Source organism: Hymenobacter humi (assembly GCF_042665855.1).
In the GTDB taxonomy this organism is placed as follows: Bacteria; Bacteroidota; Bacteroidia; order Cytophagales; family Hymenobacteraceae; genus Hymenobacter; species Hymenobacter humi.
On record NZ_JBHTEK010000001.1, the window covers coordinates 3,358,735 to 3,384,757 of the forward strand.

24 protein-coding genes, 1 other RNA gene and 3 pseudogenes are annotated in these 26,023 nt (G+C 60.9%); 19 read left to right on the top strand and 9 right to left on the bottom strand.

Annotation, left to right across the window (positions count from 1 at the left end):
* Positions 1-148: 148 nt before the first annotated feature.
* The 5 genes from ACFQT0_RS18765 (at position 149) to rnpB (ending at position 2,931) form a co-directional block, all read left to right on the top strand.
* Positions 149-505 (top strand): hypothetical protein, encoded by a 357-nt coding sequence (locus tag ACFQT0_RS18765; RefSeq protein ID WP_380204683.1) that lies wholly within the window; start codon positions 149-151, stop codon positions 503-505.
* Positions 475-1,431, top strand: coding sequence for a hypothetical protein (locus ACFQT0_RS18770; RefSeq protein ID WP_380204684.1), 957 nt, complete (start codon positions 475-477; stop codon positions 1,429-1,431). Before ACFQT0_RS18765 ends, ACFQT0_RS18770 begins: the two co-directional genes overlap by 31 nt.
* Positions 1,398-2,012, top strand: coding sequence for a hypothetical protein (locus ACFQT0_RS18775; RefSeq protein ID WP_380204685.1), 615 nt, complete (start codon positions 1,398-1,400; stop codon positions 2,010-2,012). Before ACFQT0_RS18770 ends, ACFQT0_RS18775 begins: the two co-directional genes overlap by 34 nt.
* Positions 2,013-2,024: 12 nt before the next feature.
* Entirely contained in the window at positions 2,025-2,432 is a 408-nt protein-coding gene (locus tag ACFQT0_RS18780; protein WP_380204686.1) for a hypothetical protein, read from the top strand.
* A gap of 35 nt (positions 2,433-2,467) precedes the next feature.
* Positions 2,468-2,931, top strand: an RNA gene (gene rnpB / locus ACFQT0_RS18785) — RNase P RNA component class A.
* 262 nt (positions 2,932-3,193) lie between these two features.
* Here rnpB and ACFQT0_RS18790 read toward each other — a convergent pair.
* The gene (locus ACFQT0_RS18790; protein WP_380204687.1) at positions 3,194-3,625 is read right to left on the bottom strand and encodes a c-type cytochrome; all 432 of its coding nucleotides are present in this window, start codon (positions 3,623-3,625) and stop codon (positions 3,194-3,196) included.
* A complete protein-coding gene (locus tag ACFQT0_RS18795; RefSeq protein ID WP_380204688.1) occupies positions 3,558-4,946 on the bottom strand; it encodes a PQQ-dependent sugar dehydrogenase in 1,389 nt (462 codons plus the stop codon). The genes ACFQT0_RS18790 and ACFQT0_RS18795 overlap by 68 nt, the downstream gene beginning before the upstream one ends.
* 297 nt (positions 4,947-5,243) lie before the next feature.
* On the opposite strand from ACFQT0_RS18795, the pseudogene ACFQT0_RS18800 reads away from it, so the two are divergent.
* A pseudogene (locus ACFQT0_RS18800) lies at positions 5,244-6,406 on the top strand (sigma-54-dependent transcriptional regulator).
* Between the two features lie 337 nt (positions 6,407-6,743).
* Here ACFQT0_RS18800 and ACFQT0_RS18805 read toward each other — a convergent pair.
* Positions 6,744-7,745 (bottom strand): acyl transferase, encoded by a 1,002-nt coding sequence (locus ACFQT0_RS18805; protein ID WP_380204689.1) that lies wholly within the window; start codon positions 7,743-7,745, stop codon positions 6,744-6,746.
* A 118-nt stretch (positions 7,746-7,863) separates the two neighbouring features.
* Between ACFQT0_RS18805 and ACFQT0_RS18810 the strand changes: the two genes are divergently transcribed.
* Positions 7,864-8,463, top strand: coding sequence for a hypothetical protein (locus ACFQT0_RS18810; protein WP_380204690.1), 600 nt, complete (start codon positions 7,864-7,866; stop codon positions 8,461-8,463).
* A 24-nt stretch (positions 8,464-8,487) separates the two neighbouring features.
* On the opposite strand, the gene ACFQT0_RS18815 is transcribed toward ACFQT0_RS18810, so the two are convergent.
* Both ACFQT0_RS18815 and ACFQT0_RS18820 read right to left on the bottom strand, forming a co-directional pair.
* Positions 8,488-9,495 (bottom strand): alpha-ketoacid dehydrogenase subunit beta, encoded by a 1,008-nt coding sequence (locus tag ACFQT0_RS18815; protein ID WP_380206078.1) that lies wholly within the window; start codon positions 9,493-9,495, stop codon positions 8,488-8,490.
* Positions 9,390-10,907 carry a thiamine pyrophosphate-dependent enzyme gene (locus ACFQT0_RS18820; protein WP_380204691.1) on the bottom strand — a complete coding sequence of 506 codons (1,518 nt, stop codon included), beginning with the start codon at positions 10,905-10,907 and terminating at the stop codon, positions 9,390-9,392. Before ACFQT0_RS18820 ends, ACFQT0_RS18815 begins: the two co-directional genes overlap by 106 nt.
* Positions 10,908-11,281: 374 nt before the next feature.
* Here ACFQT0_RS18820 and ACFQT0_RS18825 point away from each other — a divergent pair.
* From ACFQT0_RS18825 to ACFQT0_RS18840, 4 genes and pseudogenes are all read left to right on the top strand, one after another.
* Positions 11,282-11,464 (top strand): annotated as a pseudogene (locus tag ACFQT0_RS18825) (DUF1573 domain-containing protein); the annotation flags it as partial.
* 157 nt (positions 11,465-11,621) lie between these two features.
* A complete protein-coding gene (locus ACFQT0_RS18830) occupies positions 11,622-11,939 on the top strand; it encodes a DUF1573 domain-containing protein (RefSeq protein WP_380204692.1) in 318 nt (105 codons plus the stop codon).
* A 413-nt stretch (positions 11,940-12,352) separates the two neighbouring features.
* Positions 12,353-13,539, top strand: a pseudogene (gene ald, locus ACFQT0_RS18835) (alanine dehydrogenase).
* 271 nt (positions 13,540-13,810) lie between these two features.
* The gene (locus ACFQT0_RS18840) at positions 13,811-15,721 is read left to right on the top strand and encodes an LTA synthase family protein (RefSeq protein ID WP_380204693.1); all 1,911 of its coding nucleotides are present in this window, start codon (positions 13,811-13,813) and stop codon (positions 15,719-15,721) included.
* Positions 15,722-15,844: 123 nt separating this feature from the next.
* Here the strand turns inward: ACFQT0_RS18840 and ACFQT0_RS18845 are convergent, their stop codons facing one another.
* Complete coding sequence (locus tag ACFQT0_RS18845) at positions 15,845-16,624, bottom strand: hypothetical protein (protein ID WP_380204694.1); 780 nt, start codon at positions 16,622-16,624, stop codon at positions 15,845-15,847.
* 734 nt (positions 16,625-17,358) lie between these two features.
* On the opposite strand from ACFQT0_RS18845, the gene ACFQT0_RS18850 reads away from it, so the two are divergent.
* The 6 genes from ACFQT0_RS18850 to ACFQT0_RS18875 all read left to right on the top strand — a co-directional run bounded on the left by ACFQT0_RS18850 (position 17,359) and on the right by ACFQT0_RS18875 (position 21,974).
* The gene (locus ACFQT0_RS18850) at positions 17,359-18,021 is read left to right on the top strand and encodes a hypothetical protein (protein ID WP_380204695.1); all 663 of its coding nucleotides are present in this window, start codon (positions 17,359-17,361) and stop codon (positions 18,019-18,021) included.
* Between the two features lie 453 nt (positions 18,022-18,474).
* A complete protein-coding gene (locus tag ACFQT0_RS18855; protein ID WP_380204696.1) occupies positions 18,475-18,876 on the top strand; it encodes a CHRD domain-containing protein in 402 nt (133 codons plus the stop codon).
* A gap of 231 nt (positions 18,877-19,107) precedes the next feature.
* Positions 19,108-19,443 carry a carboxypeptidase regulatory-like domain-containing protein gene (locus tag ACFQT0_RS18860; RefSeq protein WP_380204697.1) on the top strand — a complete coding sequence of 112 codons (336 nt, stop codon included), beginning with the start codon at positions 19,108-19,110 and terminating at the stop codon, positions 19,441-19,443.
* Positions 19,410-19,739 carry a hypothetical protein gene (locus tag ACFQT0_RS18865; protein ID WP_380204698.1) on the top strand — a complete coding sequence of 110 codons (330 nt, stop codon included), beginning with the start codon at positions 19,410-19,412 and terminating at the stop codon, positions 19,737-19,739. The genes ACFQT0_RS18860 and ACFQT0_RS18865 overlap by 34 nt, the downstream gene beginning before the upstream one ends.
* Positions 19,724-21,196, top strand: a complete 1,473-nt coding sequence (locus tag ACFQT0_RS18870; RefSeq protein ID WP_380204699.1) for a TonB-dependent receptor plug domain-containing protein — start codon at positions 19,724-19,726, stop codon at positions 21,194-21,196. Before ACFQT0_RS18865 ends, ACFQT0_RS18870 begins: the two co-directional genes overlap by 16 nt.
* Positions 21,084-21,974, top strand: coding sequence for a TonB-dependent receptor domain-containing protein (locus ACFQT0_RS18875; protein WP_380204700.1), 891 nt, complete (start codon positions 21,084-21,086; stop codon positions 21,972-21,974). The genes ACFQT0_RS18870 and ACFQT0_RS18875 overlap by 113 nt, the downstream gene beginning before the upstream one ends.
* An 80-nt stretch (positions 21,975-22,054) precedes the next feature.
* On the opposite strand, the gene ACFQT0_RS18880 is transcribed toward ACFQT0_RS18875, so the two are convergent.
* Positions 22,055-22,420 (bottom strand): type I restriction enzyme HsdR N-terminal domain-containing protein, encoded by a 366-nt coding sequence (locus ACFQT0_RS18880; RefSeq protein ID WP_380204701.1) that lies wholly within the window; start codon positions 22,418-22,420, stop codon positions 22,055-22,057.
* A 221-nt stretch (positions 22,421-22,641) separates the two neighbouring features.
* Here ACFQT0_RS18880 and ACFQT0_RS18885 point away from each other — a divergent pair, with 221 nt between their 5' ends.
* Together ACFQT0_RS18885 and ACFQT0_RS18890 are read left to right on the top strand one after the other, a co-directional pair.
* Positions 22,642-23,412 (top strand): AMP nucleosidase, encoded by a 771-nt coding sequence (locus tag ACFQT0_RS18885; RefSeq protein WP_380204702.1) that lies wholly within the window; start codon positions 22,642-22,644, stop codon positions 23,410-23,412.
* Between the two features lie 197 nt (positions 23,413-23,609).
* Entirely contained in the window at positions 23,610-25,277 is a 1,668-nt protein-coding gene (locus ACFQT0_RS18890; RefSeq protein WP_380206079.1) for an amidohydrolase, read from the top strand.
* A 232-nt stretch (positions 25,278-25,509) separates the two neighbouring features.
* Here the strand turns inward: ACFQT0_RS18890 and ACFQT0_RS18895 are convergent, their stop codons facing one another.
* Both ACFQT0_RS18895 and ACFQT0_RS18900 read right to left on the bottom strand, forming a co-directional pair.
* A complete protein-coding gene (locus ACFQT0_RS18895; protein WP_380204703.1) occupies positions 25,510-25,716 on the bottom strand; it encodes a DinB family protein in 207 nt (68 codons plus the stop codon).
* A gap of 25 nt (positions 25,717-25,741) precedes the next feature.
* Positions 25,742-26,020 carry a hypothetical protein gene (locus ACFQT0_RS18900; RefSeq protein ID WP_380204704.1) on the bottom strand — a complete coding sequence of 93 codons (279 nt, stop codon included), beginning with the start codon at positions 26,018-26,020 and terminating at the stop codon, positions 25,742-25,744.
* Positions 26,021-26,023 lie beyond the last annotated feature (3 nt).

A 26,023-nucleotide genomic window follows, 5' to 3' on the forward strand; every position in this document is an offset into this window, starting at 1 on the left:
TAGGAACGCGCCATGGCGCGTTCAATCGGTGCACGATGGCAGGCAGTTTATTACCGCTGGCGGTCGTTCTACGATTGAACGCGCCATGGCGCGTTCCTACATTCCTTTGTACTGTTCAACTTTTATCGCCTGGCCTTTTGCCATTTTCATGCGCTTACCCTTACTGCTCGCTTCTTTCCTGCTAACCTTTGGAGCCTCGGCTCAGCAGCCGCTGCCCGTGCCGCGCAACCTGCAGGCCACTTTCGCTAAAGGCACCCGAGCTGAAACCGGCCTGCCTGGACCCAACTACTGGCAAAACACCGCCGACTACGACCTCGCCGTCACGTTCAACCCTACCACCCGGCGCGTAGCCGGCACCGTGGCCATCAGCTACCAGAACAACAGCCCCGATTCGCTGCGCCAAGTCTGGTTTAAGCTCTACCCCAACCTTTACCAGAAGGGCGCCCCCGCAACCGCACCGTTAAATCCGCCGACATGGGCGAGGGCGTCACCATCTCGGCCCTGACTATCAATGGGGAAGTTTTTGATGTAAAAAAGCTGGCCATCGAAGCCACGAATATGACGGTACCCCTGCACCGCGCCATCGCCTCGCGCCAGGCTGCCACCGTGCGCGTGAGCTATTCCTACACCCTCAACAAAGGCTCGCACCAGCGCACCGGCGAAGTTGAGCCGGGCGCGGCCTTCGTAGCGTACTTCTTCCCGCGCATTGCCGTGTACGACGACATCGACGGCTGGAACAAGCTAGCCTACACCGGCGACCAGGAGTTCTACAACGACTTCTGCAATTTCAAAGCCGCCATCACCGTGCCCAAGGACTTTGTGGTGTGGGCCACCGGTGACCTTAAAAACGCCGACCAGGTGCTGACCAAGAAATACGCCCAGCGCCTGCAGGACGCCGAGCGCAAAGACGCCGTGGCCGCCATTATCACGGCCGACGATGCCAAGCGCCGCGACATCACCGCGCCCAACGCCCAAAACACCTGGCGCTTTGAAGCCCGCAACGTCACCGATTTCGTGTTTGCGACCAGCGACCACTACGTGTGGAAGTCCACCAGCCTCGTGGTAGACCCCGCCACCCAGCGCCGCACCCGCGTCGACGCCGTGTACAATCCCAAGCACAAGGACTTTGAGGAGGTCATCGACTTCAGCCGCAAAACGGTGGAGGCCATGAGCTACACCTTCCCCAAGTGGCCCTTCCCCTACGCCCACGAAACCGTGTTCGACGGCCTCGACCAGATGGAGTACCCCATGATGGTGAACGACAACCCGACCGAGACGCGCAAAGACGCAATTGAGCTTACCGACCACGAAATCTTCCACACGATGTTCCCCTTCTACATGGGCATCAACGAAACCAAGTACGGCTGGATGGACGAGGGCTGGGCCACCATCGGCGAATGGCTGATTTCCCCATCATCGACCCCACTTTAGTCGACGACTACGGCGTGGCCCGCTACGGCACCCACGCCGCCACCGAAAGCGACGCGCCCATCGTCACGCTCAGCACCCAGCAGAGCGGCGTGCCCTTCTTCCTCAATTCCTACCCCAAGCCCGGCATGGGCTACCTCTACGTGAAGGATTTGCTCGGCGACGATCTGTTTACCAAGGCGCTGCATACCTACATCCGCAACTGGAACGGCAAGCATCCCATGCCGTACGACTTCTTCAACAGCATGAACGCCGGCGGGGGCCGCAACCTCAACTGGTTCTGGCAGCGGTGGTTTTTCGACAGCGGCTACCCCGACCTGGCCATCGGCAGCGTAAACAAAACCGGCCCCGGCTACGACATCGTGGTGCAAGCCAAAGGCAGCAAGCCCGTCCCCGTTGACTTAACGGTGACGTTTGCCGACAACACCACCCAGAAAATTCACCGCACCATCGGCGTCTGGGAAACGGGTGCTACATCCGTCACGGTGCCGGTAGCTACCACGCAAACGGTGAAACGCGTGAGCTTAGGCAGCGCGCTGGTGTCGGATAGTTTCCCGAAGGATAATACGTGGGAAGCCAAATAAGCAATTTCCATTGTGACCCTGCTTCTGATTCCCATCTTCTTGGCTGGCATATTTGTCTGGTGCAAGGCTGTTTATGCAACCAGCAGATACACACAAATAGGCGGGGTAGTTGTCCTGCTTGGGACCTTTATAGGTCTGTTCAACATAATCTGGCCTTTGGTAATGTGGAAGGTGACCGGCAGCATCTATGTTTTTGGGCCGCCCTTTGTCTACCTGCTGTTCTCGGTCCTTGTGCCGTTTTACTTAGGCGAAATTCTTAAGGGCTCAGAGACAAATCAACCCAGCCGTTTCAGCCTTACCGTAGCGCATTCTCTATTTTTAGCAGTGAGCCTGGTGTTTCCCATCATCTGCGCATTTTACTTCCTGACACCTGAGAAAATAAGCATTGAGGCATTACTTAGGCTGAAAGCTTACCATTAGACGCCTTGCTAATTTGCCGCCTACCTTTGCCGACAGTGATGGGTCGCCCCACCGCGGCGCCCAACGCAAGACGGGCGACGAGGAAAGTCCGGGCAACGCAGAGCACCCTGCTTCCTAACGGGAAGGACTGGCGCGCATAATGCAAACCAGGACAGCCAGTGCCACAGAAAACTACCGCCAGACGGTGACTGAGCGACAGAGTAGCTGAGCGAATAATTTCACTCAGTCATTCAGCCACTCAGTCGCAGTAGGTAAGGGTGAAAAGGTGCGGTAAGAGCGCACCAGCGGGCGGGTGACCGTCCCGGCTGGGTAAACCTCAGGGGTTGAAAGACCAAATAAGCTGGTACGCCGGCGCGGCTTTGGCCGCATCGGCACCGGGCGGCTCGTCCGGCGCCAGCGGGTAGGTTGATGGAGCCTTTCCGCAAGGACTGGCCTAGATAAATGGTGGGGACGCGCCCTCGGGCGCGGACAAAACCCGGCTTACAGACCCGTCACCAATCATCAAAAAGGCCGCCGCAACAGGAGTTGCGGCGGCCTTTTTTGTTTCTGGGTTTATTTGAACGTGATGCAGAGCGCAGCATCTGGCCTGGCGGCACCTCACCCCCGGCCCCTCTCCAAAAGAGAGGGGAGCCACGGCACAAGAATCAGCTCAATTTTGAAGCAAAAAGCCCCGGCTCAAATTTGAGCCGGGGCTTTTTGCTATTTAACGTCAGGCACCCCTCTCTTTTGGAGAGGGGCTGGGGGTGAGGTGCCCCAAGACGCTACTTCTTATTCGCGGCCCGCACGGCTTTCACCTCCGTGGCCTTCACGGCGGTGGCTTTGTTGCCGAAGCTGTTGCGCACGTAAGTCAGCACGTCGGCGATTTGCTGGTCGGTAAGGGTTTCCTGCGCGGGCATTACGTTGTTGTACGGCTCACCGTCAATGTCGACGTCCTGCAAGCCGTTGAGGAGGACTTTTACCAGCCGGGTTTTGTCGCCCAATACCCAGGAGGTTTTGCTCAGTGGCGGGTTCATGCCGTCTACGCCGCCGCCGTCGGCCTGGTGGCAGGTCAGGCAGTTTTGCGCGTACAGGGCTTTGCCAGCAGTGAGCGAGGCAGCTGGGATGGCGGCCGTAGCGGGGGCTTTTTTAGCAGCGGCTTTGGCTTTCGCAGCTGGTTTCTTTTGGGCAGCTGCCGGCTGGGCGCCCCACGCCAACAGGCACAAAAGGACGAGAAATGACTTCATCAACGGGGTTACTTTTTGGCGTAAACAATGCGGTAAATGGTGCCCTTCTTATCGTCGGAGACATAGATTGAGCCATCGGTGCCTTGGGCCAGGCCGCAGGGCTTGTGTTCGGGGCGGCCGGCGGCGGCCTTCTCGGGCGAGCCGGCGAAATTATCCGCGAACACCTCCCAGTCGCCGGAGGGCTTGCCGTCTTTAAATGGCTGAAACACGATGTAGTAGCCCTTCTGGGGCTCGGGCGCCCGGTTCCAGGAGCCGTGAAAGGCGATGAAGGCGCCGTTGCGGTACTTCTCGGGGAACATGGTGCCGGTGTAGAACAGCAGGGCGTTGGGGGCCGTGTGGGCGGGATAGGCCGCGGCGGGCTCGATGTAGTTGCCGGTGGCTTCCTTCTTGCCGTCGCCGCCGTACTCGGGGCCCAGCATTTTTTCTTCTGCATGGGGTCGTAGTACAGGTAGGGCCAGCCGGCGTTGTCGCCTTTCTTGAGGGCGTACATGCACTCGGCCGGCAGCTCGGCCGACTGCTTGGTGGTGTACAGGTCGGGGAAGTTGTCGCTGAGCTGGTCGCGGCCGTGCTGCATCACAAAGAGCTGGTTGGCCTGCGTGTTCCAGTCCAGCCCCACCACGTTGCGCAGGCCGGTGGCGTAGCGCGTACCGTTGCCATAGGTCTGGTTGAGCTTGTCGGCCCGGAACTGCCAGATGCCGCCCGCCGAATCCAGAATCGGGCAGTTGGGCTTGCCCAGGGAGCCTTTCTGGCGGTCTTTCTCCTGGCAGGTGTTCGAATAGGCTCCTATGTTGACGTAGAGGTTGCCCTCCTTGTCGAGGGTGATGGACTTGCTTTCGTGCTGCCGCCGGTTTATCAGCCCAGTGATGATTTTTTCGGGCTGCGCGGGGCTGGCTACCTCGCCGTTCTTGTTCAGCTTGTAGCGAAACACTTCCTGGTCGGAAGACGCATACAAGTAGCTGGCGTTGCTGTAGATGCCCGTGCCGCCGTAGTTGCCCAGGCCGCCGGCCACAGTGGCTTTGCCGTTGCTGCTGGGGCGCAGCATCAGGATGCCCTTGCCGGCCGCGTTGGGCCGGTTCAGCTTCACGTAAATCAGGCCCTGGGGCGTCACGGTGAGGTGGCGGGCCCGGCCGCCGGTTTCGGCCACTACCAGGGCGCCAAAGCCCGAGGGCAGCTTCAGGCCGGCATTGTCGGCGTCGGGCACTACTTTGTCCTCGGCTTTGAGGGCGAACAGGGTCGCGCTTCCGGCTATGGCCGTCGACAGCAGCAGGTAGCGGGAAAGGTTTTTTCTCATAGGAAACAGGTATTCAGTTGAGCTGATTTTTATCTGGGCAAAGCGGCAGCCACGCCGGTTTTGCGAAGATAGAGGAGTTTACAGGCGTGTACGGTTTGGCTCAAGTCAGGGACGGTTTTTTGAGTGGCTGGATAGGCAGTAGCGCGATTCCGGCCGTCTGGCCACGAGACGCAAAGCGGCGTTCCGGCCTTATTGGCCCCAGTGACAACCGCTGGTTCAGCAAGCCCATCGGCGGGAACGTTCTACTGTCGGGCTCCTTTTCGTTACTTTCGGGCCCGACTTACCTAGCCCGTTTCCATGCCCCGCATCCTCATCATCGACGACGAACGCGCCATTCGTCACACGCTCAAAGAAATACTGGAGTTCGAGAATTACACCGTCGACCAGGCCGAAGACGGCCCGGCCGGCCTCGACATGCTCATTCAGCAGAAGTACGACGTGGTGCTTTGCGACATCAAAATGCCCAAGATGGACGGCCTCGAAGTCCTCACCCGGGCCCAGGCCATGGGCGCCGATGCGGCCTTCATCATGGTGTCGGCCCACGGCAGCATCGACACCGCCGTAGAAGCCACCAAGAAAGGCGCCTACGACTTCCTCTCCAAGCCGCCGGACCTCAACCGCCTACTCGTGACCGTGCGCAACGCCCTGGACCGCACCAAGCTCGTCACCGAAACCAAGACCCTCAAAAGAAGCTTTCCGTCACCAAAGGCTCCGAAATGGTGGGCTCCTCGCCTGCCCTGGCCGCCGTGCGCAAGGCCATTGCCAAAGTGGCCCCCACCGATGCCCGCGTGCTCATCACGGGCCCCAACGGCGCCGGCAAGGAAATGGTAGCGCGCCAGCTCCACGAGTTGAGCCAGCGCGCCAACGGCCCCATGGTCGAAGTAAACTGCGCCGCCATCCCCTCGGAGCTGATTGAAAGCGAGCTGTTTGGGCACGAAAAAGGCTCATTCACCTCGGCCGTGAAGCAGCGCATCGGCAAGTTTGAGCAGGCCGACGGCGGCACGCTGTTCCTGGACGAAATCGGCGACATGAGCCTCTCGGCCCAGGCCAAAGTGCTGCGTGCCCTGCAGGAAAACAAAATCACCCGCGTGGGCGGCGAGAAAGAGATTCCGGTGAACGTGCGCGTGCTGGCCGCCACCAACAAAGACCTGATGCAGGAAATCGCCGACCGCAATTTCCGCGAAGACCTCTACCACCGCCTCTCCGTGATTCTCATTCAGGTGCCGTCCCTGAACGAGCGCCGCGAAGACATCCCGGAGCTGGTGCAGAAATTCCTCAACGACATCGCAGCCGACTATGGCAACAAGCCCAAGAAAGTTGAGCCGGCCGCCCTCGAGTACCTCAAAGGCCTGGACTGGCGCGGCAACATCCGCGAGTTGCGCAACGTGGTCGAGCGCCTCGTGATTATGAGCGACGAGACCATCACGGAAGGCGACGCCAAGGCGTTTGCGGGGAAGTAAGTTTTTAGCTGCTAGCCGTTAGCTGCTAGCTTTTAGCTTTTCTTATCCCGGAGTTGAAGCCGGCTTATAAAATCGGCTTTTTCAAACGGAACGTCATGCAGGAAGTTGAACGTCATGCCGAGCGCAGCCGAGGCATCTCGCCCGCGCCTCCTGTCACGCTGACTAACGAAGCATCTTATTCAGGGCAGAACCTAATCGTTGAGCCGTGATAGGATGCTTCCTTCGTCAGCATGACAGACGATTGGGTTACTACTACACGCGAGATGCCTCGGCTGCGCTCGGCATGACGGCCTCACTCCTTCCCAGACGGCTTCGTTATTAGCTAACAGCTAAAAAATCACACCATCTGGTTACAACCCCGCACGTCGGAGTTATCCATGCGCCCCAGCACTTCAAAGCCACCATCGGCGTGCATGCGGGCCAGGTCTTTGGTTTCGATAAAAGCGCAGGAGTCCACGTTGGCCAGGTCGATAACGTTGATGGCGCCGTCGGGCCGGTAATCGGCTACTGAGAAAGGGTCGGAAGGGTCGCGGAGCAGCACGCGCATGGGTGCTGGGCAGTGGAAACGTCCGTCACCCAGGGAGTAGGCCTGGCTCAATAATTCGGTCATGCCGTATTCGGAATGAATGCCGGCCGGCCCGAAAGCCAACTGCAGTTCCTGGTGCAGCTCCTCGCGTATCATTTCGCGGCGGCGACCCTTCATGCCTCCGGTTTCGAGCACGGTGAGGTCCTGCAGCTCCGGAGCCGGGCCAGTTTCGGCCGCAAAGTCCAGCAAGGCATAGCTCACGCCAATCAGCATGACGCGGCGGCCGGGCACCTGCTTGGCAGCGACCAGCGCCGCGCGCAGGGCGGCGTGGTCGTGCAGGAAAAAGGCCGGCTGTGCCTGGCCCGATTGCTGGGCGAAATGGTCCACCATGGCCACGAGTGAGGAATTACCTTGCTCCAGGTACGAGGGCAGAAGCGCCAAAAAGGTCCAGCCGGTGAGCGGGCCGTAGCTCTGCTCGAAGATGCGGGCGGCGTTTTCGCGGTACAGGTCGGGGGCGCGCACCAGGTGCCGGCTGCGCTGCTGCAGCGTGGTGCCGCTGCTCAGAAACACTTCCTGGGCTTCCCAATCGGTTGGTTTGGTGCGCACCTCGTGCGTCTTAAAAAACTCGATGGGTAGAAAAGGAATATCGGCCAGACGCGCCACGGCGGCGGGCCTCCTCCCAAGTTGAGCCAGGTATTCGGCGTAGGGCGGGCAGTGGGCGGCCTGGTGCCGAAACAGCGCCAGCGCCGCCGCCTCAAACGTAGCGGGCGTCACATGGGGCAGCTGCTGCAGGAAGTCGGAACGAAAACTCATGGGCGGGGACCGGGTTTAGCACTGCCAGACGAACCAACAGCTTCCCCTAATCGTTGAAAAAAATGTACTTTGGGCCGGCTTTGGCCGTTGTGCGCTAGTCAATTCACTCCTTGTCCTTATGAACCTGTTTCGTACCCTGAGCGGGGCTGCCCTTGTTTGCCTGTCTGCCGCAGGCTTCACCGCCTGCATCAGCGCGCCCGACTACCCCGACGAGCCGGAGATTGATTTTAAGGAACTTACCGTTGGGCGCAACCGCCCCGGTGGGGGCAATCTGCCCGTAGACACCCTCAAGTTTGCGCTTGACTTTAAGGACGGCGACGGCGACTTGGGCCTGTCGGACGACGACATCCGGAATGCCCCCTTCAACAGCAACACCGGCGGGCCAAATAACCGCGGATATAGCTACAACTACTTCATTCAGCCATTCAAAAAGAACCCCACGTCCGGCGTATTTGAGCGATTCGTGACGCCGTTAGGATTTGTGGGCGAGTACGATGGACGCTTCCTGCGCCTCGACGGCACCAACACCACCGATGCCAAGCCGGCCCCGCTGCGCGGTACGCTGCGCTACAAGCTGCCGATTAGCATCGATGGAAACAGTCAGTTCCCAGGCGTTTTTAACATCGGTGATACGTTCCGTTTCGAAATCAGCATTATGGACCGCGCGCTGCACCAGAGCAACAAAATCACGACCAGCGAAGTGACGTTGGGCCGGTAAAACCAGCCCAACGCTTTCGTCAACTTAATAGATTTCGGGGAAACGCTCGGGCGCCGCTTCGCTCATCACGTACACCGTATCGAAGACATCTTCGGCATTGGGCTTGCTGAAGTAGTCGCCGTCGGAGCTGTAGGCCGGGCGGTGGGGCTGCGCCGACAGGCAGCGCGGCTGCGCGTCGAGGAAGCGGTAGGCCTGCTGCTCGTCGAGCACGTGCTGCATCATGAAAGCGGTGCCGCCGCCGGGCACGTCCTCGTCAGCAAACAGAACCCGGTTGGTTTTCTGCACGCTGTCCACAATCATGTGGTCGAGGTCGAAGGGCAACAGAGTCTGCACATCGATTACTTCGGCCGAAATGCCTACTTCGGCCAGCTGCTTAGCGGCCTCCATCACGATGCGGCACATGGAGCCGTAGGTCACGATGGTGATGTCGGTGCCGGCTTGCAGCACTTCGGGGCGGCCCAGCGGCAGGGTAAATTCGCCTACGTTGGACGGAATTCGCTCCTTCAGGCGGTAGCCGTTCAGGCACTCAATCACGAGGGCGGGCTCGTCGCTGCGCAGCAAAGTGTTGTAGAAGCCAGCGGCCTGGGTCATGTTGCGCGGCACGCATACGTGCATGCCCCGCAGGCTGCCCAATATCATGCCCATAGGCGAGCCCGAGTGCCAGATGCCTTCCAGTCGGTGCCCGCGGGTGCGCACAATGAGGGGCGCTTTCTGCCCGCCTTTGGTGCGGTACTGCAGGCAGGCCAGGTCGTCGCTGAGAATCTGGACGGCGTAAAGCAAGTAGTCCAGGTACTGAATTTCAGTGATGGGCCGCAGACCGCGCAGGGCGGCGCCGATGCCCTGCCCCACAATGGTGCACTCCCGAATGCCGGTGTCGGTCACGCGCAGCTCGCCAAACTTGTCCTGCAGGCCGGCAAAGGCCTGGTTTACATCGCCAATCTTGCCCACGTCTTCGCCGATGGCGAAGATGCTGGGGTCGCGCTGGAAGTTGGCATCGAAGCAGGCCTGCAGCACCTCGCGGGCGTCCACCACCGGGGCGTTGGCCGCGAAGGTGGCGGGCACTTCTTCGATGTTGCCAACAGCGAGCTCGCTTTGGCTGAACAGGTTGGAGTTATAGCGGTCGGCGTTTTCGGCGAGCAGGCTGCTCGAGGTGGCGCTGCACGCTGCGGCGGCCAAAGCTGCGCTTTTCGTTGCGCACGTGGCGCAGGGCGCGGCGCATGGTCCGCACAATGTCGGCCCGAATCGGCGTGGGGTTCACCTTGAGCCTGCTCCACCATTTCGTGCAGCGTGTTTTCGGTGCCGGTGTCGGCCACCAGCTGGTCGAGCAGCACCACGGCCTCGTCGCGCTCGGCCTTGATGGCGTCGAAGAAATCAGCCCAAGCCGTGGTACGCGCGGTTTTGATGGTAACGGCCGCCGCCTTTTCAATTTCGTCCAGCTCAATTTCGGTGGCGTGGCCCTCGGCCAGCAGCCACTCGCGCAGCTTGTGCAGGCAGTCGTGGGCTTCTTCCCACTGCAGTCGCTCCTTGCTTTTGTAGCGCTCGTGCGAGCCGCTGGTGCTGTGGCCCTGGGGCTGCGTGAGCTCCGTGACGTGGATGAGCACGGGCACGTGCTGCTCGCGGCACACGGCGGCGGCGCGCTGGTACGTATCAATCAGCCCGGCGTAATCCCAGCCGCGCACCGCATAAATCTCGAAACCCTGCTGGCCTTCGCCGTCGCGCTGCAGGCCCGCCATTATTTCGGAAATGCTCTGCTTGGTGGTCTGGTATTCGGCCGGTACCGAGATGCCGTAGTGGTCGTCCCACACGCTCACGAGCATGGGCACCTGCAGCACGCCGGCGGCGTTCAGGGCCTCGAAGAACATGCCTTCCGAGGTGCTGGCGTTACCGATGGTGCCAAAGGCTACCTCGTTGCCCTTGTTGGAAAGGGCCGTAAACTGGTGCAGCTCGGGGTTCTGGCGAAACAGCTTCGAGGCGTAGGCCATGCCCAGCAGGCGCGGCATCTGCGAGGCCGTGGGCGAGACGTCGGCCGAGGAGTTCTTGGTCTTGGTGAGGTCCGTCAGGTTGCCGTCGTCGTCCAGCATGCGCGTGGCGAAGTGGCCGTTCATGGCGCGGCCGCCGGTGGCGGGCTCGGCTTCTACGTCGGGGTTGGCGTAGAGCTGGGCGAAGTACTGCTGCCAGGTGAGCTGGCCGATGGCCACCATAAAGGTCTGGTCGCGGTAGTAGCCGGCGCGGAAGTCGCCGTTCTGGAAGGCGCGGGCCATGGCCAGTTGGGGTACTTCCTTGCCGTCGCCGAAGATGCCAAATTTGGCTTTGCCCATAAACACCTCCTTGCGGCCGGCTAAAGAGGCCAGGCGGCTTTCCCAGGCCAGGCGGTAATCATCGAGAAAATCGACCTTGGAAAGGGGTGCGGATAGCGCTGGCAACGCGGTTTCGGCAGTGGGCATATCGAAGCTGAAGGGAGGGGTGGGATAAAGCAGGAAGAGCGAGTTGGCCGGGGCCGTGGTGCAAAAATACGGAATTGAGGCCGGGTAGGTCGTGCGAAGGGTGGAGACGACGGCTTTAAGCGTATATTTGGGTAGTAAAGGCTTGGCCTGCCGACCATTGTTGAGCTAGGCCAGGGCCTTTGCTCAATTTCTTGTTAAACGTAACCTGCCCGCCGCGGAAGTATTCTGATGTAGCGTCAGGGAGTTCAACTTTTACAGCTATGAAACACCTGCTTACCGTTTGCCTGCTGGCTTTGGCCTTCGGCGCCCACGCTCAGGGCGTCATGAAATTTGAAGTCGACAACCACGACTTCGGCAACGTGGCCGAGGGCACCATGGCAACTTACGAGTTCAAGTTTAAAAACACCGGCAACCAGCCCGTGGTCATCGCCAACGTGCAGGCCAGCTGCGGCTGCACCACGCCCGACTGGACCAAAACGCCGGTGCTGCCCGGAAAAACGGGCGTTATCAAGGCCATGTACAGTAGCGCCGGCCGCCCCGGCGTGTTCAACAAAACTGTGACGGTGACCAGCAACGCCAGCGAGCCCAGCAAGGTGCTGTCCATCAAAGGCTCGGTGCTGACCAAAGAGCAAATCAAGCCCACGCTCACGGCCGCCCAGGCTGGCGCAGTCGCCCCACCTGGTGCTCGACAAAAGCAGCCACGATTTTGGCAAGATGGAAGTGGGCCAGCAGCCCGCCGCGCGCTTCACCGTGAAGAACACCGGCAAGACGCCCCTCGTGCTTGGCGCCCTCACGTCGGGCTGCTACTGCGTGGGCTACAAGGCCACGCCGGCACCAATCGCGCCCGGCCAAAGCGCCGTGATTGAGCTGCTCTACACCCAGCGCCAGCTCGGCCAAGCCAGCGACGCCGTCACTATTGCCTCCAACGACCTGAGCGGCGACGCCAAAATCACGCTGAAGGCCACCATTGTGCGCGACCTCAGCGGCAACAGCATGGTGAAGGAAAGCGGCACGGCGGTTCCTTTCAAATAGACCACTGATTTTTCGGATTTTAGCGGATTTCACGGATTTTGTGGACGGCTATTTCAAGGCCTCGCTCTTTGGGCGGGGCCTTTTTATTTATTGGGCAGCAGGTGAGGCGATTTGGCCCAGGCCGTGCGGCTGGCTGCGGCTAACAACCCCATCTTCTGCTCGGGCGACTACGGCGTTGCGGAAATCCATCAATCTCGACGTCCCCGATGGCAGCGTTCAGCTAACAGCCCGGCCCCTGGACCTGGCCGGGCTGTTAGCTGAACGCTAAACGAGCCAACTAGCGCGGTGCATAGGCCGGCTGGCAAGACAATCGCGCCCGGGCCGAAACTCAACGGCGGGGTACTCGTTCCAAGCTTATCTTTGCAGCTCGGATTTTAACCTCCTGCTTTAACCTCACTCCCACCCCCGCACTCATGATAATCGGCGTTCCTAAGGAAATTAAAAACAACGAAAACCGCGTGGGCCTCACGCCCGCTGGCGTTGCCGAACTGCGCAAGCACGGCCACACGCTGCTGGTACAAAGCACCGCCGGCGAAGGCAGCGGCTTCAGCGACGAAGAATACCAGACGGCCGGTGCCACCATGCTCCCCACCATCGCCGATGTGTACGAGCAGGCCGAGATGATTATCAAGGTAAAGAGCCCATTGCCGAGGAGTACCCCCTCATCAAGGAGAACCAGCTGCTCTTCACCTACTTCCACTTCGCCAGCGGCGAGGAGCTCACCCACGCCATGATTGAGCGCAAGGCCATCTGCCTCGCGTACGAGACCGTGGAGCTCACCAACCGCGCCCTGCCCCTGCTCATTCCCATGAGCGAAGTGGCCGGCCGCATGGCCCCGCAGGAAGGTGCCAAGTACCTCGAGAAGCCCCTGAAAGGCCGCGGCATTCTGCTCGGCGGCGTACCCGGTGTGAAGCCCGCCAACGTGCTGGTGCTCGGCGGTGGTGTGGTAGGCACGCAGGCTGCAAAAGTAGCCGCCGGCCTCGGTGCCCAGGTTACCATCATGGACATCAGCCTGAACCGCCTGCGCGAGCTCGACGACTTCATGCCCAAGAACGTGGTGACGCAGTACTCGAACGAGTACAACATCCGCGAAGCCATCAAAACCTCGGACCTGATTGTGGGCGCGGTGCTCATTCCCGGTGCCAAGGCGCCCCACCTCATCACCCGCGACATGCTGAAGACCATGCGTCCCGGCACCGTGGTGGTCGACGTGGCCGTGGACCAGGGCGGTTGCATCGAAACCTGCCACCCCACCACCCACGAAAACCCCACTTTCATCATCGACGACGTGGTGCACTACTGCGTGGCCAACATGCCCGGCGCAGTGCCCTACACCAGCACCCTGGCCCTGACCAACGCCACCCTGCCCTACGCCGTGAAACTGGCCAACCTGGGCTGGCAGGAAGCCTGCCGCCGCGACGAGGCCCTGCGCCTCGGCCTGAACGTAGTGCACGGCGAAGTTGTCTACAAAGGCGTAGCCGAAGCGTGGGGCCTGCCCCTCGTGAACGTAGAAACCGTACTCGAGCCTGGCCTCGGTTTAAGTCAGCCTTGTTTGATTGTTGCAAAAGCCTTCCCGCCGCAAGTCGGGAAGGCTTTTTGATTCATTCGGAATGGCTCAATTTAAAGCAAACTGCTCCATCGTCCGTCATGCAGAGCGCTGCACTTTTATCTCAGCAGTTTTCTTATCCCCTGTCATGCTGACGAAGGAAGCATCCTATCAGGTTGGCACAAGTCGTTGAGCCGCGAGAAGATGCTTCCTTCGTCAGCATGACAGGGGATTGAGTTTACACTCGTGGTTAAGATGCTGCGCTCAGCCAGTTTTCCTGCATTTATCCGCCTAGACCCTCTATTTATTAGTGCTCAATTCCTTCATGCTTCCCTCGCCTGCCGTCCGATTGCTGTTGCGCCGCTTTGCCTTGCTGCTGGTCGTGTACACGCTGCTTCGGCTGGGCTTTTATTTGTTTAATGTTGGCACGTTTCGGGGCGTGGAGACTGGGGCGCTGGCCGCGGCGTTTGTGCACGGGCTGCGGTTTGATATTTCGGCGCTGCTGTGGCTCAACTTGCCGCTGGTGCTGCTTTCGCTGCTGATTCCGGTATCGGCGCGGCGTGGGCAGCAGTGGCTGCGCGGGCTGTTTGTGCTGGTCAATCTGGTGGGCTTTCTGCTCAACGTCATCGACTGGGAGTACTTCAAATTCATCGGCCGGCGGCTCAGCAACGAGTTCACCACGGTGGGGGCCGATATCCAGCGCCAGTCCGGGCAAATTGTGGAGCACTACTGGTACCTGCTGATACCCTTGGGTGGTTTGGCGTACTTGCTGTGGCGCCTGTGCCCCATGCCCACCAGCGCCGAGGCTGCCCCCACGGGCCGGCGGGTGTGGCTGCAGCGCGGGCTGGAGTTTGTGCTGCTGGTGGGGCTCGTGGTGCTGGGCCTGCGCGGGGGCTGGCAGCTCAAGCCATTGCGCTCGGGCGCGGCCTTCGAGCAGCAGCCCGCCGTGCTGGGCCATTTGGTTTTGAACAGCACCTTCACCGTGCTCAAGTCGCTGGACGAAGCCAAGGTAAAGCGCATCAGCTACTTTCCTTCCGAGGCGGCGCTCCGTCCGGCCCTGGGCGCACCAACTCTGCCCGCTCGCCCCGCCAGCCCCACGCCCGCGCCCACCAACGTGGTGCTGCTGCTGCTGGAAAGCTTTGCCTCGGAATATACCGGCGTAGAAAATGGCGGCCGCGGCGGCTATACGCCCTTCTTCGATTCGCTGGCCACGGCGCCCGGCTCGCTGCTCATGCGCGAGCATTACGCCAACGGCCGCCGCTCCATCGAGGCGCTGCCGGCCGTGCTCTCGGGCCTGCCTTCCCTGATGGACGAGCCGTTTATCACCTCGAGCTTTCAGACGGCCGAGCTCCACGGGCTGGGCGAAATCCTGGGGCGCCACGGCTACACCACGGCCATCTATCACGCCGGCACCAACGGCACTATGGGCTTCGACATGTTTGCCGGCATGGCCGGCATGCAGCACTACTACGGCCTGAACGAGTATCCGGGCCGGGACCAGAGCCCCGATTACGACGGCCACTGGGGCATTTTCGATGAGCCCTACCTGCAGTACTTCAACCGCCAGCCTGGGTACCACCAAGCAGCCGTTTTTTGCCACGCTGTTCACCCTGAGTGCCCACGACCCGTTCACGATTCCGGCCCCGTACAAGGGAAAGCTTCCGGCCGGCACGCAGCCCATTCACCCCACCATTGCCTACTCCGACATGGCGCTGCGGAATTTTTCCGGGCGGCCAGCAAGGAGCCCTGGTACCGCAATACCCTGTTTGTGCTCACCGCCGACCATACCTCGCAGTCGGACCAGCCGGGCTACCAGAATCCGTTGGGCTACCACAAAACGCCCCTGCTGCTGCTGCGGCCCGGCCAAAACCTGCCGCCTGCCAACCCCCACCGCATCACGCAGCAGGCCGACATTCCCGCCTCGGTGCTGGATGTGCTGGGGCTGCGGCAGGAGCAGCCCGCGTTGCTGCCCTTCGGTTCCTCGGCATTCGATACAGCCAGCCCCGGGCGGGCGCTGTTCCGCGATGGCGACTCGTATTATCTGGTGCATTCCGATTTCGTGACCGAGCTCAAGAGCGATAACACGGTGCGCCTCTACCCCTACCAAACCCACTTTATCCCAAACCAGCCCATCACCAACCCCAACCCGGAATTGCTGCGGAAATACGGCGACGAGCTCCGGGCCTGCGTCCAGTTTTACGTCAACGGGCTGCTGGACAACCGGCTGTACAAATAATTGAGCTCACCGCAATGGAGACAGCCGGGGCGTAACACATGCCCTGCGAGTAGCCCAAGCAAAACGCCTGCCTTCATCAGAAGGCAGGCGTTTTGCTTGGGCTAACCTCTCCCAATCGGGCCCTTATTGGGCCGTGCGATAGGTCAGGTTATTCAGCGATATGCGGTATTCTTTTGGCGAGTTGTCGTAGCTGATGGTGTAGCTGGTGGGATAATAACCGGCCCGCCCAACGAATTGTGGCTGTCGAATCGGAATGGTTTCGCTGCCCAAGGTCTGCAAGTAGGCGAGCGTGAACATGGGTTCCAGGAACGTGATGTGCCCCTGATAGCTGCCGTAGATAAAGGTTCTGGTAAATACACCACCGGTGTACTCCGGTGCCAGCATGTCCACGGAGTGCGCGCCCATGTTCGGCACCAGTCCAGGGCCCATTTGGTACTTCTCCGGCAGATAGCCTGGAGCAGGAAACAGGTCAAAAACCGGCTTGCCATTCACCACTGGCGCCAGGAACGGCACAGTGGCCTGCTCAGCAGGCGTCACCATATAGAAATGCAGGTCAAAATGGGGCACGTCGTACACGCCTGCGGGGTCGTGCCCCTCCGGATTCCAGCCCAACTCAATGTGGTCGTAGGGAGGCACGGCCACTTGATGCGGCAGTTGAAAGGTGTACTCCTTTATTGCGTCACCCTGACTCATCACCGATTTGGCCGACAGGTCAACCCCGATGGAAAGGGGCGTTCCGTTGGCAGACACCATCACCCACGCCCGGCCAACGCCCCGGCCCATGGGCACCGCCGGCCCATAAAACGTTTTGGTTTTGTCGACCTTGGCTTGCTCCTGAGCGGTACTCTGAAGCTTGGGCTCCGCCAATTCCTGCTCCGAGCAAGCAGGAAATACGAAGGCCATCCCGGCCAGCAGCAGGGCCCGGGTAAGTAAAGCGGTGAAGCGGGTTAACTTTCTCATAATTGATTAGCATTTAAGTGTTTTGGAAATAGTAGTTCTGGTTATGGTCTCCGCCCCAGCCTTTTGCTACAGTTCCAGCATCAGTAGAAGCTGTTGGGGCGTGAGCAGCCCTGTGTTGTGAAGCTTAATGACATCGGGGGTTAAGGCACAGGAGTGCTGAGCAGCATCGGCTTGATGCCGTGGCAGACTCCCGGAAACCCACTATATGTTTCTATTCGTCTTGTATTCAGTGCCTTATTCAAGCACTGACAAGTTCCGTGGTATGTCTTGCATGGTGCGAGGCACCACAGCCTAAACCGCCCAAAATAGCTGAACGGTGCGCGAGGTCATCGGCGGAAGCCACATTGCCTAGGAAAGCGGTTCAGCCGTTTTATTTGAATAATCTAAAGTAAATACATTTTATCACAATTTACAAGTGCGTTTTAAAATTTCAATGAAGAATCTGCCTGGCTTATGGGCACTGCAAAAGCATATCTGCGAAGCCTTATTTCGGGAGAAGTTTTGCAATGGCGCTTGAAAGCCCGTGGGAAGTACTTTTACCGGCTATGGTCTGCCTCCTACTCCATTCTACTACTCGCAATGCACCTTTTTAGCAAGGTTGAGCTACGAGCGCATGGAGTTCAGAAATAGCGGCCATTCTGCTAATCATGCCTCTCTCTACCATCCTGCCTGCGCCCATGAACTACCTCCGCTTGCTGCCGCTTTTGCTCTTATTCCTGCTCAGCCAGACGGGGTACGGCCAGGGACGGCGCCGTAATTTTCTGGAAGCGGCCACGCACGGAAAGTACAAGCCGGGATGGTACACCTTGCGCGACGGCACCCGGCACGCAGGCCGCCTGCGCATCTGGCAAACGCTGACCCGCAACCTGGTGCAGGTGGAAAAAGGCAAGGCCGACCCGCTCAACATTTCCCCGGAAGAGCTGCGGCACTTCACCATGGGCGCCGATTCGTTTGTGGTGGCCCGGCAGGGAGCCGTGGCCGGGATGCCCTCCACGAACCCATTCGGCGACGTTGATTTCTACCGGGTCGTCCTCACGGGCAAGCTCCAGGTGCTGGAACACGACCAGCTCGTGCCCGGCCAGGGCGGGTACGGCCCGGCCCATTCCCTTACCTGGGCCTTGCGCCCCGCGGGCGAGACCGACGTGGTGGTTTTGCCCACCGAGGAAACGGCGTTTGCCCAGTTCACCGCGGGGTTCTTTAGCGACTATCCGCCGCTGGCGCAGCGCATTCGGGCGGGCCTGGTGGGCTACGCTGATTTCAAGCGCATTATGTATGCCTACGTCTTTCGCAGGGAGATTGAGCAGGTAACCTACGAGCAAGCGGCCACGATTTTCCGGTAAGCCGGAATCTGGCGCGCGAGCGCCACTACGCTACCGAAGCTGCTTTGCTTGGCATCGGGCAGGAAGCCACGCTCACAAAAAGTAAACCAGCGCCTGACCCTGGCTCTTCGGCGGGTGGCACCAGCGCCAAGGCCAGTGCGTGGATAGGATTCCCCAGCGCCAGCGCTTTCCCTATTTCTACCGCCGAGGCAATCCACCCGGCCAGCAATATGCGGGCATTCGCTTGGGAATTGTGCCCGTTCGCCGTCGAATTCCGGCCTGTTGGCCAAATAATGGAACTCGCTACTTTTCAACCTCGTCCTTTGTGACGCTTAAGGCAAGGATATAAATATTTCCATCACTGCCTATCCTTGACTGAGGTTTCCGTTCGTTGTTCTAGTAGTTTTTTCAATCCAATCCGCTCCTTTTTTCATGTTTCGCTTGCAGAAGTTTTCCGCTTATTTATTCGTTGCAATGTTCGGTTTCTTAGCTGCTTGCAGCGACAAAGAGGAAGCCACGCCCAAGGCAACCACCACCGAATTGACGGCCACCGTCAACGCTGCTCAGCAGGTACCTGTCAATAACTCCACGGCCACCGGCGCTTTCACGGGCACCTACAACAGCACTACAATGCAGCTAGTGTACTCCGTAACGTACCAGGGCATGACGCCTACGATTGCGCACATCCACACCGGCGCGCCCGGCACGAGTGGCTCGGTAGCCATTCCTTTCGCCAACCTCACGTCGCCCATCACGGGCACGGTCACGCTCACCGCCGAACAGGCCGACAACCTGCTCAACAACCGCATGTATGTCAACCTGCACTCTTCGGCCTATGCCGGGGGTGAAATTCGCGGCGACATCAAGAAGAAATAAAAGCGCTGGAGCCACCTAAGGCGTGCTCGCGCTCCCGAATGGCTCCCGCCCGAACGGCCCGCTGCCCTGGTAGCGGGCCGTTATTTTAAGCCGCCTGCCCGCCTTCTCGTTGTCTTCGTCAGCTTCGGAGCCGCAGCGCACTGGGCTTCAGCCCAACGTCCGGTTTTGGTGCTCCAGGTTTCGGCAGAACGCAACTCTTCAGCGAAACGCCCCCTTCGACTTTTCCCAACTATGACTCTTTTTACGCAGTACGCCCGGGTGTTTCTTACTTCCCTGGGCTTTGGATTAACTTCTTTGGGGGTGGCGGCGCAAACCGCGCCCTTTGCCTCCACCTCTCCGGTGACCCCAACGGGCGGGGTTGAGCTGAGTGGACAAGTCGCGGCCGGCAGCGACGAGGCGCAGGCCTCGCCCATGCAAGGGGCGTCCGTGACGTTGTATTACCTGGCCACGGGCACCCGCCGCACCACCACCACCGACCAAACCGGCCGTTTCGTCCTTACCGGCCTGCTGTCCGGGGGCCCTACATCCTGCAAGTGCAGCAGTCGGGCTTCCAGGCCCAGACGCTAACCAACGTGTACTTAAAGGCCACCGGAACCAACGCGTTTAACCTGCGCCTGAGCCCGGCTACGGTGGCCGTGGGTACCCGCCGCGACGACCGCACGGCCCTGGAATCGGCCGTGCCCGTGGACGTGGTGGACGTGGCCGCGCTGCTGCGCACCGTGCCCCAGACCGACCTGACCCAACTGCTCCAGTTTACGGTGCCGGCCTTCAACTCGACCCGCCAGACCGCCGCCGGCGGCTCCGACCACGTGGACCCTCCAACCTGCGCGGCCTGGGCTCCGACCAAATGCTGGTGCTCGTGAACGGCAAGCGCCGCCACACCACGGCCCTCGTGAACCTGCTCAGCAACCGCGGCCTGGGCAGCGTGGGCACCGACCTGAACACCTTGCCCAGCCTGGGCGTGGAGCGGGTGGAAGTGCTGCGCGACGGCGCCGCCGCCCAGTACGGCTCCGACGCCATTGCCGGCGTGATGAACATCAGCCTGAAAAACAGCAACCGCGACGGCAGCGTGCTGCTCAACAGCGGCCTGACCACCGCCGGCGACGGCCTGGCCACCCTGCTCGGTGTGAACAAAGGCTTCCGGCTGGGCCAGAAAGGCTTTCTCAACCTGACCGCCGACGCCGACTACCGCGACCGCACCTCCCGCGGCTACGCCCGCGACGCCCGGGTGAGCCCCGTGTTTGTGACCAGCAACCCCGCCGCGGAGCAGGCCGCGCTGGCAAAGGCCGGCAAAACCTACAGCGACTTTGAGCAGCGCAACGGCGACGCCCGCGTGCGCAACCTGCGCGGCCTGCTCAACGCCCGGGTGGAGCTGTCCGACAAGCTCGCCTTCTATGGCTTTGGTGGGTACAACTTCCGCCGCGGGCAGGCCTCCACGCTGTGGGTGCTGCCGGCTACCCAGGCCCCCGACATTGTGGAAAGCCTCTTCCCCTACGGCTACCAGCCCCAGGTGAACACCCGCATTCACGACGGCGCGGGCACGGTAGGCGTGGTGCTGGGCCAGACCGGCCCCAACCACTGGACGCTGGACGTGAGCAATACCTCGGGCTACAACCGCATGACGTACGACCTGGAAAACACCCTGAACGCCACGCTTGGAGCTGCTTCGCCCACGACGTTTGGCAACGCGGGTGGCTTTCAGTTCCTACAGAACGTGACCAACGCCACGGCCAACCGCTTTTTTGACCAAGTGCTGGCCGGCACCAACGTGGCCTTTGGCGCCGAGTTCCGGGCCGACCGCTACGAAATCATGCGCGGCGACGAGCGCGCCGAAGCCGAGTACGACCTGGGCAAGCCCGATTCGCAGCAGGGCGCTCAGGGTTTCAGCGGGTTCGGTGGGGCCTCGGCGGTGGTGGGCACCCGCACCAACGTGGGCACCTTCCTCGACGTGGAAGCCGACGTGACCAAGAACTGGTCGGTGAGCGGCGCGCTGCGGTACGAGAACTACTCCACCTTCGGGTCGGCCTTTATCTACAAGGCCACCACGCGGGTGCAGGCCACCAAGTACCTGGCCCTGCGCGGCGCCTTCAACACCGGCTTCCGGGCGCCTTCGCTGCAGCAGTCGCTCTACCGCCAGATTACGCAGCGCCCGGGGGTAAGCGGCGTGGTGTACGCCGGCATTTTCAACAACCAGGACGAGCCTGCGGGTGCAGGCCGGTGTGCCCGACCTCACGCCCGAAAAGTCGCGCAGCGCAAGCGCCGGCCTGGTCCTGACGCCCACGCCCGCTTTTTCGCTGACGGCCGATGCTTATCAGATTGACATCGACGACCGCATCACGCTCTCGGGCCTGCTGCGGCCGGGCTTCGGCATCAGCCCCAACCTGACGCAGACCCTGGCCAATAACCGCGTGAGCCAGGCCCAGTTCTTCACCAACGACCTGGACACCCGCACCCGGGGCATCGACTTGGTGGCTACCTACCAGCACGCCCTCGGCGGCGGGCAGTTCTCGGCCACCGCGGCCGGTAACTTTACCCGCACCACCACCCGCCGGCAGAACGTGCCGGCCACCTTCCGCAGCTTGCAGGAAGACGACAACCCGACCACCAACTACATCGACCCGCGCCAGGTGTCGCTCATCGAAACGGGCAACCCGGCCAGCAAAGTGCTGCTCGGCCTGAACTACACCCGCGGCAAAATATCCCTGGGCCTGCGCAATACTTACTTCGGCGAGGTGCGCTACTACGACGTGGCGCCCGACCCCACGGTGTACGACTTCGGGGGCTACCTGCTCGTGTTCAAGCCCCGGACGGTGACGGACCTGCTCGTCAGCTTCCAGCCCACCAAGGCCCTGAGTTTCACGCTGGGCGCCCAAAACCTGCTCAACGTGAAGCCCAACACGCTCGACGAAGCGGCTTCCAACGGCGTGGCCCCGGGCGGCTTTGCTACCCGCGCGCAGTTTGAGCAGTATTTCCAGAACCGCTACGGCGCGCCTTCGCCCTTCCCCACCAACCGCGACGTGTACCCCTACGCCCCGGTGCAGATGGGCTTCAACGGAGCACTGCTCTACCTGAAGGCCGTGTACAGCCTGGGGCTGTAAGCGCTTTTATCAGGCAGGATCCTGCCCGCTGTCGCTCAACTATGAGGGATGGCGGGCAGGCTTCTTTAGCGTAGCTTAAGCTACAGCTGCACCGCCACCACAAAGGGCGGGATTTCTTCCAGGCGCTCGTTGGTGCGCTTTTCGAAATCGACGCGCCAGCAGTAATGCACCAGCCCGTTGGTGAGCAGCAGCAGCGGGGCGCCAATGGTTTGGTTGTAGGTAGTGGCCTGCTGGGCCACGGCCGCCGTGATGGGCACCGACGCGGCCTTGCATTCCACCAGCAGCAGCGGCTTGCCTTCGGGGTCCAGGGCTAAGAGGTCGGTGCGCTTCTGGCGCTGGTTGTAGCGCAGGCCGCGCTCCAGGGCCAGCAGGCCGCGCGGGTAGCCCAGGTGGCCGGTGAGGTAGTGCACCACGTGCTGGCGCACCCATTCCTCGGGCGTGAGCACGACGTGTTTGCGCCGCAGCCCGTCCCAGATGAGTGGCTGATTCGTGGCCGATTGCGTAAGTTTGGCGTCGAAAGGCGGCAGGTCCAGGCTTGCATCACCTCCAAAGGTACCCTTTTCAATGAGTGAATGGGTGAATGGGTGAATGAGTGAATGATGGGTGCATCGTTTGGCTCCTGAACTCATTCACCCATTCACCCATTCACTCATTCACACATTGCCATATGAAGACCAAAGAAGAAATTGTAAATAACTGGCTGCCGCGCTACACTGGCGTGCCGCTGGACGAGTTTGGGCAGTACATCCTGCTCACCAACTTCAGCAACTACGTGTACATGTTTGCCGAGCAGTTCGATTGCGAAGTGCGCGGCCTCGACAAGCCCATGCAAACGGCCACGGCCAACGGCATCACCATCATCAACTTCGGCATGGGCTCGCCCATGGCCGCAACGGTGATGGACCTGCTCTCGGCCATCAAGCCCAAGGCGGCGCTGTTTCTGGGCAAGTGCGGCGGCCTGAAAAAGACCAAGCTCGGCGACCTGGTGCTGCCCATTGCAGCCATTCGCGGCGACGGCACCTCCGACGACTACCTGCCCAAGGAAATTCCGGCCCTGCCCTCCTTCCGCCTGCAGCGGGCCGTGTCGTCGATGATTAAAAAGCACGAGCTCGACTACTTCACCGGCACCGTGTACACCACCAACCGCCGCGTGTGGGAGCACGACGCCGAGTTTAAGGACTACCTGCGCCGGGTGCGTGCCATGGCCGTCGACATGGAAACGGCCACCATTTTCGTGGTCGGCTTCATGAACGACATTCCCCACGGCGCCCTGCTGCTGGTGAGCGATAACCCCATGACTCCGGAAGGCGTGAAAACCTCAGAATCGGATTCCAAAGTGACCACCGATTTTGTGAAGCGCCACCTGCAAATCGGCATCGAGTCGCTGCAGGAGCTGCAGTTTTCGGGCGAGTCGGTGAAGCACATGCGCTTCGAGTAAGCCGATACGAATAAGGCGCTAAACGCGCCTCATCCAACCGTCATGCTGAGCGGAGCCGAAGCATCTCGCGTGGGGTAGTAATCCTTTCGATTGAACCCTTTCGATTGAACGATTGAATTACTATTGCACGCGAGATGCTTCGGCCCCGCTCAGCATGACGTTCTTTTTCCTGTTTCCCATTCTTTGCCTTGCCCATGATGATTTTTACCAAGCTATTGGCCCGGAAGATGGCCGTTCCACTTCTGGCGTTAGGAGCTTTGGCCGGGTGCCAGTCCGGCCAGCGCGAGTCAGTTGATTTGCTCGTTACCAACGCCACGGTTTACACCGTGGATTCCACCTTCTCCAAGGCCGAAGCCTTCGCGGTGAAAGACGGCAAGTTTGTGGCCGTGGGTTCGACCGACGACCTGAAATCGCGCTATTCAGCGGCCAAGGAAGTAGACGCCAAAGGGCAGTTCATTTATCCCGGTTTCTACGATGCGCATTGCCACTTCTACCGCTACGCGCTGGCTTTGCCCAGCGCCGATTTGGTAGGCACCACGTCGTGGAAGGCCGTCATCCAAAAGCTGCAGGAAAACCGGAAGAAGTACCCGCAGGCCGCCTGGCTCACCGGCCGCGGCTGGGACCAGAACGACTGGCCCAACAAGCAGTTCCCGACCAAGGACACGCTCGACCAACTGTTTCCGGACGTGCCGGTGCTCATCACCCGCGTCGACGGCCACGCCGCCGTGGTCAACCAGAAGGCGCTGGACTTGGCCGGCGTCACGGCCCGCACGCCCATCAGCGGCGGCACCATCACGCGCGATGCCCAGGGCCGCCTCACCGGCTTGCTGGTCGACAATGCAACCCGGCTGGTAAGCAGCAAAATCCCCGACCCGGCCACTGCCGAATCCAACCGCCTGCTGCTGCAAGCCCAGCAAAACTGCCTGGCCGTGGGCCTCACCAGCCTCGCCGATGCCGGCCTCGACCGCTCCGACGTGGACCAGATGGCCGCTTTGCAGCAGCAAGGGCAACTCAAGCTCCGGCTATACGCCATGCTTAACCCCACGCCGGCCAACCGCACGCACTACCTGAAAAACGGCCCCATTCTGACCGACCAGCTCACCGTTAATTCCTTTAAGGTGTACGCCGACGGCGCGCTGGGCTCGCGCGGCGCCTGCCTGGTGAAGCCCTACGCCGACCGGCCCAAGGAAACTGGCTTTCTGCTCTCCACCGTGAAGGAATTCCGCGCTCTGGCCAAGGAGCTGGCTGCCTCGAAATTCCAGATGAACACACACGCCATCGGCGACTCGGCCAACCGCATCATCCTCAACATCTACGGGGAGGCGCTGAAAGGCCAGAAGGACCGCCGCTGGCGCATTGAGCACGCCCAGGTCGTCACGCCGGCCGACATGCCCAAGTTCGGGCAGTTTGGCATTGTGCCCTCGGTGCAGCCCACCCACGCCACTTCCGACATGTATTGGGCCGGCGAGCGCCTCGGCGCCGAACGCCTCAAAACGGCCTACGCCTACGCCGAGCTGCTCAAGCAATACGGCCGCCTGGCGCTTGGCTCCGATTTCCCCGTCGAGGACATCAACCCGCTCTATGGCTTCCACTCGGCTGTGGCCCGGCAGGACGCCAAAAACTTTCCCAAGGGCGGCTTCCAGATGGAAAACGCCATTTCCCGGCCCGACGCCCTGCGCGGCATGACCACCTGGGCTGCCCACGCCGCCTTCGAGGAAAAGCGTAAGGGCCAAATAAAGCCCGGCATGCTCGCCGATTTCGTGGTGATGGGCACGGACCTGCTGACGGCGCCTAATGAGCAGCTGCGCAACGCGCCCGTTCTCCAGACCTGGATTGGCGGGCAGCAGGCGTATCAGAAGCAGTAGGCGGCGGTCGTTGCGAGTGGAACGCTGCAATCCGTCCTTCCGGTGCGAACAGCCCTGCGATGTGACCAGCCTTTTCGAAACTCAGGACGTCCTTATCAGCAAAAAGCCCCGGCTCAATCCAGGGCCGGGGCTTTTTGCATTATTGGGCCTGGTCGCGCAGTGAGAGGACGGTTTGACGCCGCCTGATGCACGGAATGTCCTCCGTCCTCGCAATAACCGGCGAGGCAAAGCCCTATTTATCGTCGGCGCTGGGACCGTAGAGGCCGGGCACCGGGATATCGAGCAGGCGCAGGTACACGGTGAGCTGGCCGCGGTGGTGGATGCTGTGGTTCAGGCCCATAATGCGAATGGCGGTGCCCTTGGGATAGTCGAACATCACTTGCTCGCCGCGGTGCAGCTTGAAGCTCGTGGTAAGCTTTTCGTCGTCGCTCTCCCTCAAGGCCTGGCGCAGGGTAGCGCTATACTCATCGAAGCGGGCCAGCAGGCTCGTCGTGGCTGGTGGGGGTGGGACCCGGCTTCGGCCCGTTGGGGTCGAGAAAGTCGCGCGAATCGTGCGTTACAAACAGAGTATTGAAAGCCAGCAGGTTCACGACGTGGGTGGCCAGTTGCCACAGCGACATGCTCTTGGGGTGGGGCTTGTAGTCGGCCTGGTCGAAAGGGACCCGTTCGAGGGTTTTGCGGGTTTGGGCCAGTTCGTGGTCGAGCTCGGCGAGGATGTTTTTCTGGATGGAAGAGGTGTGCATGAG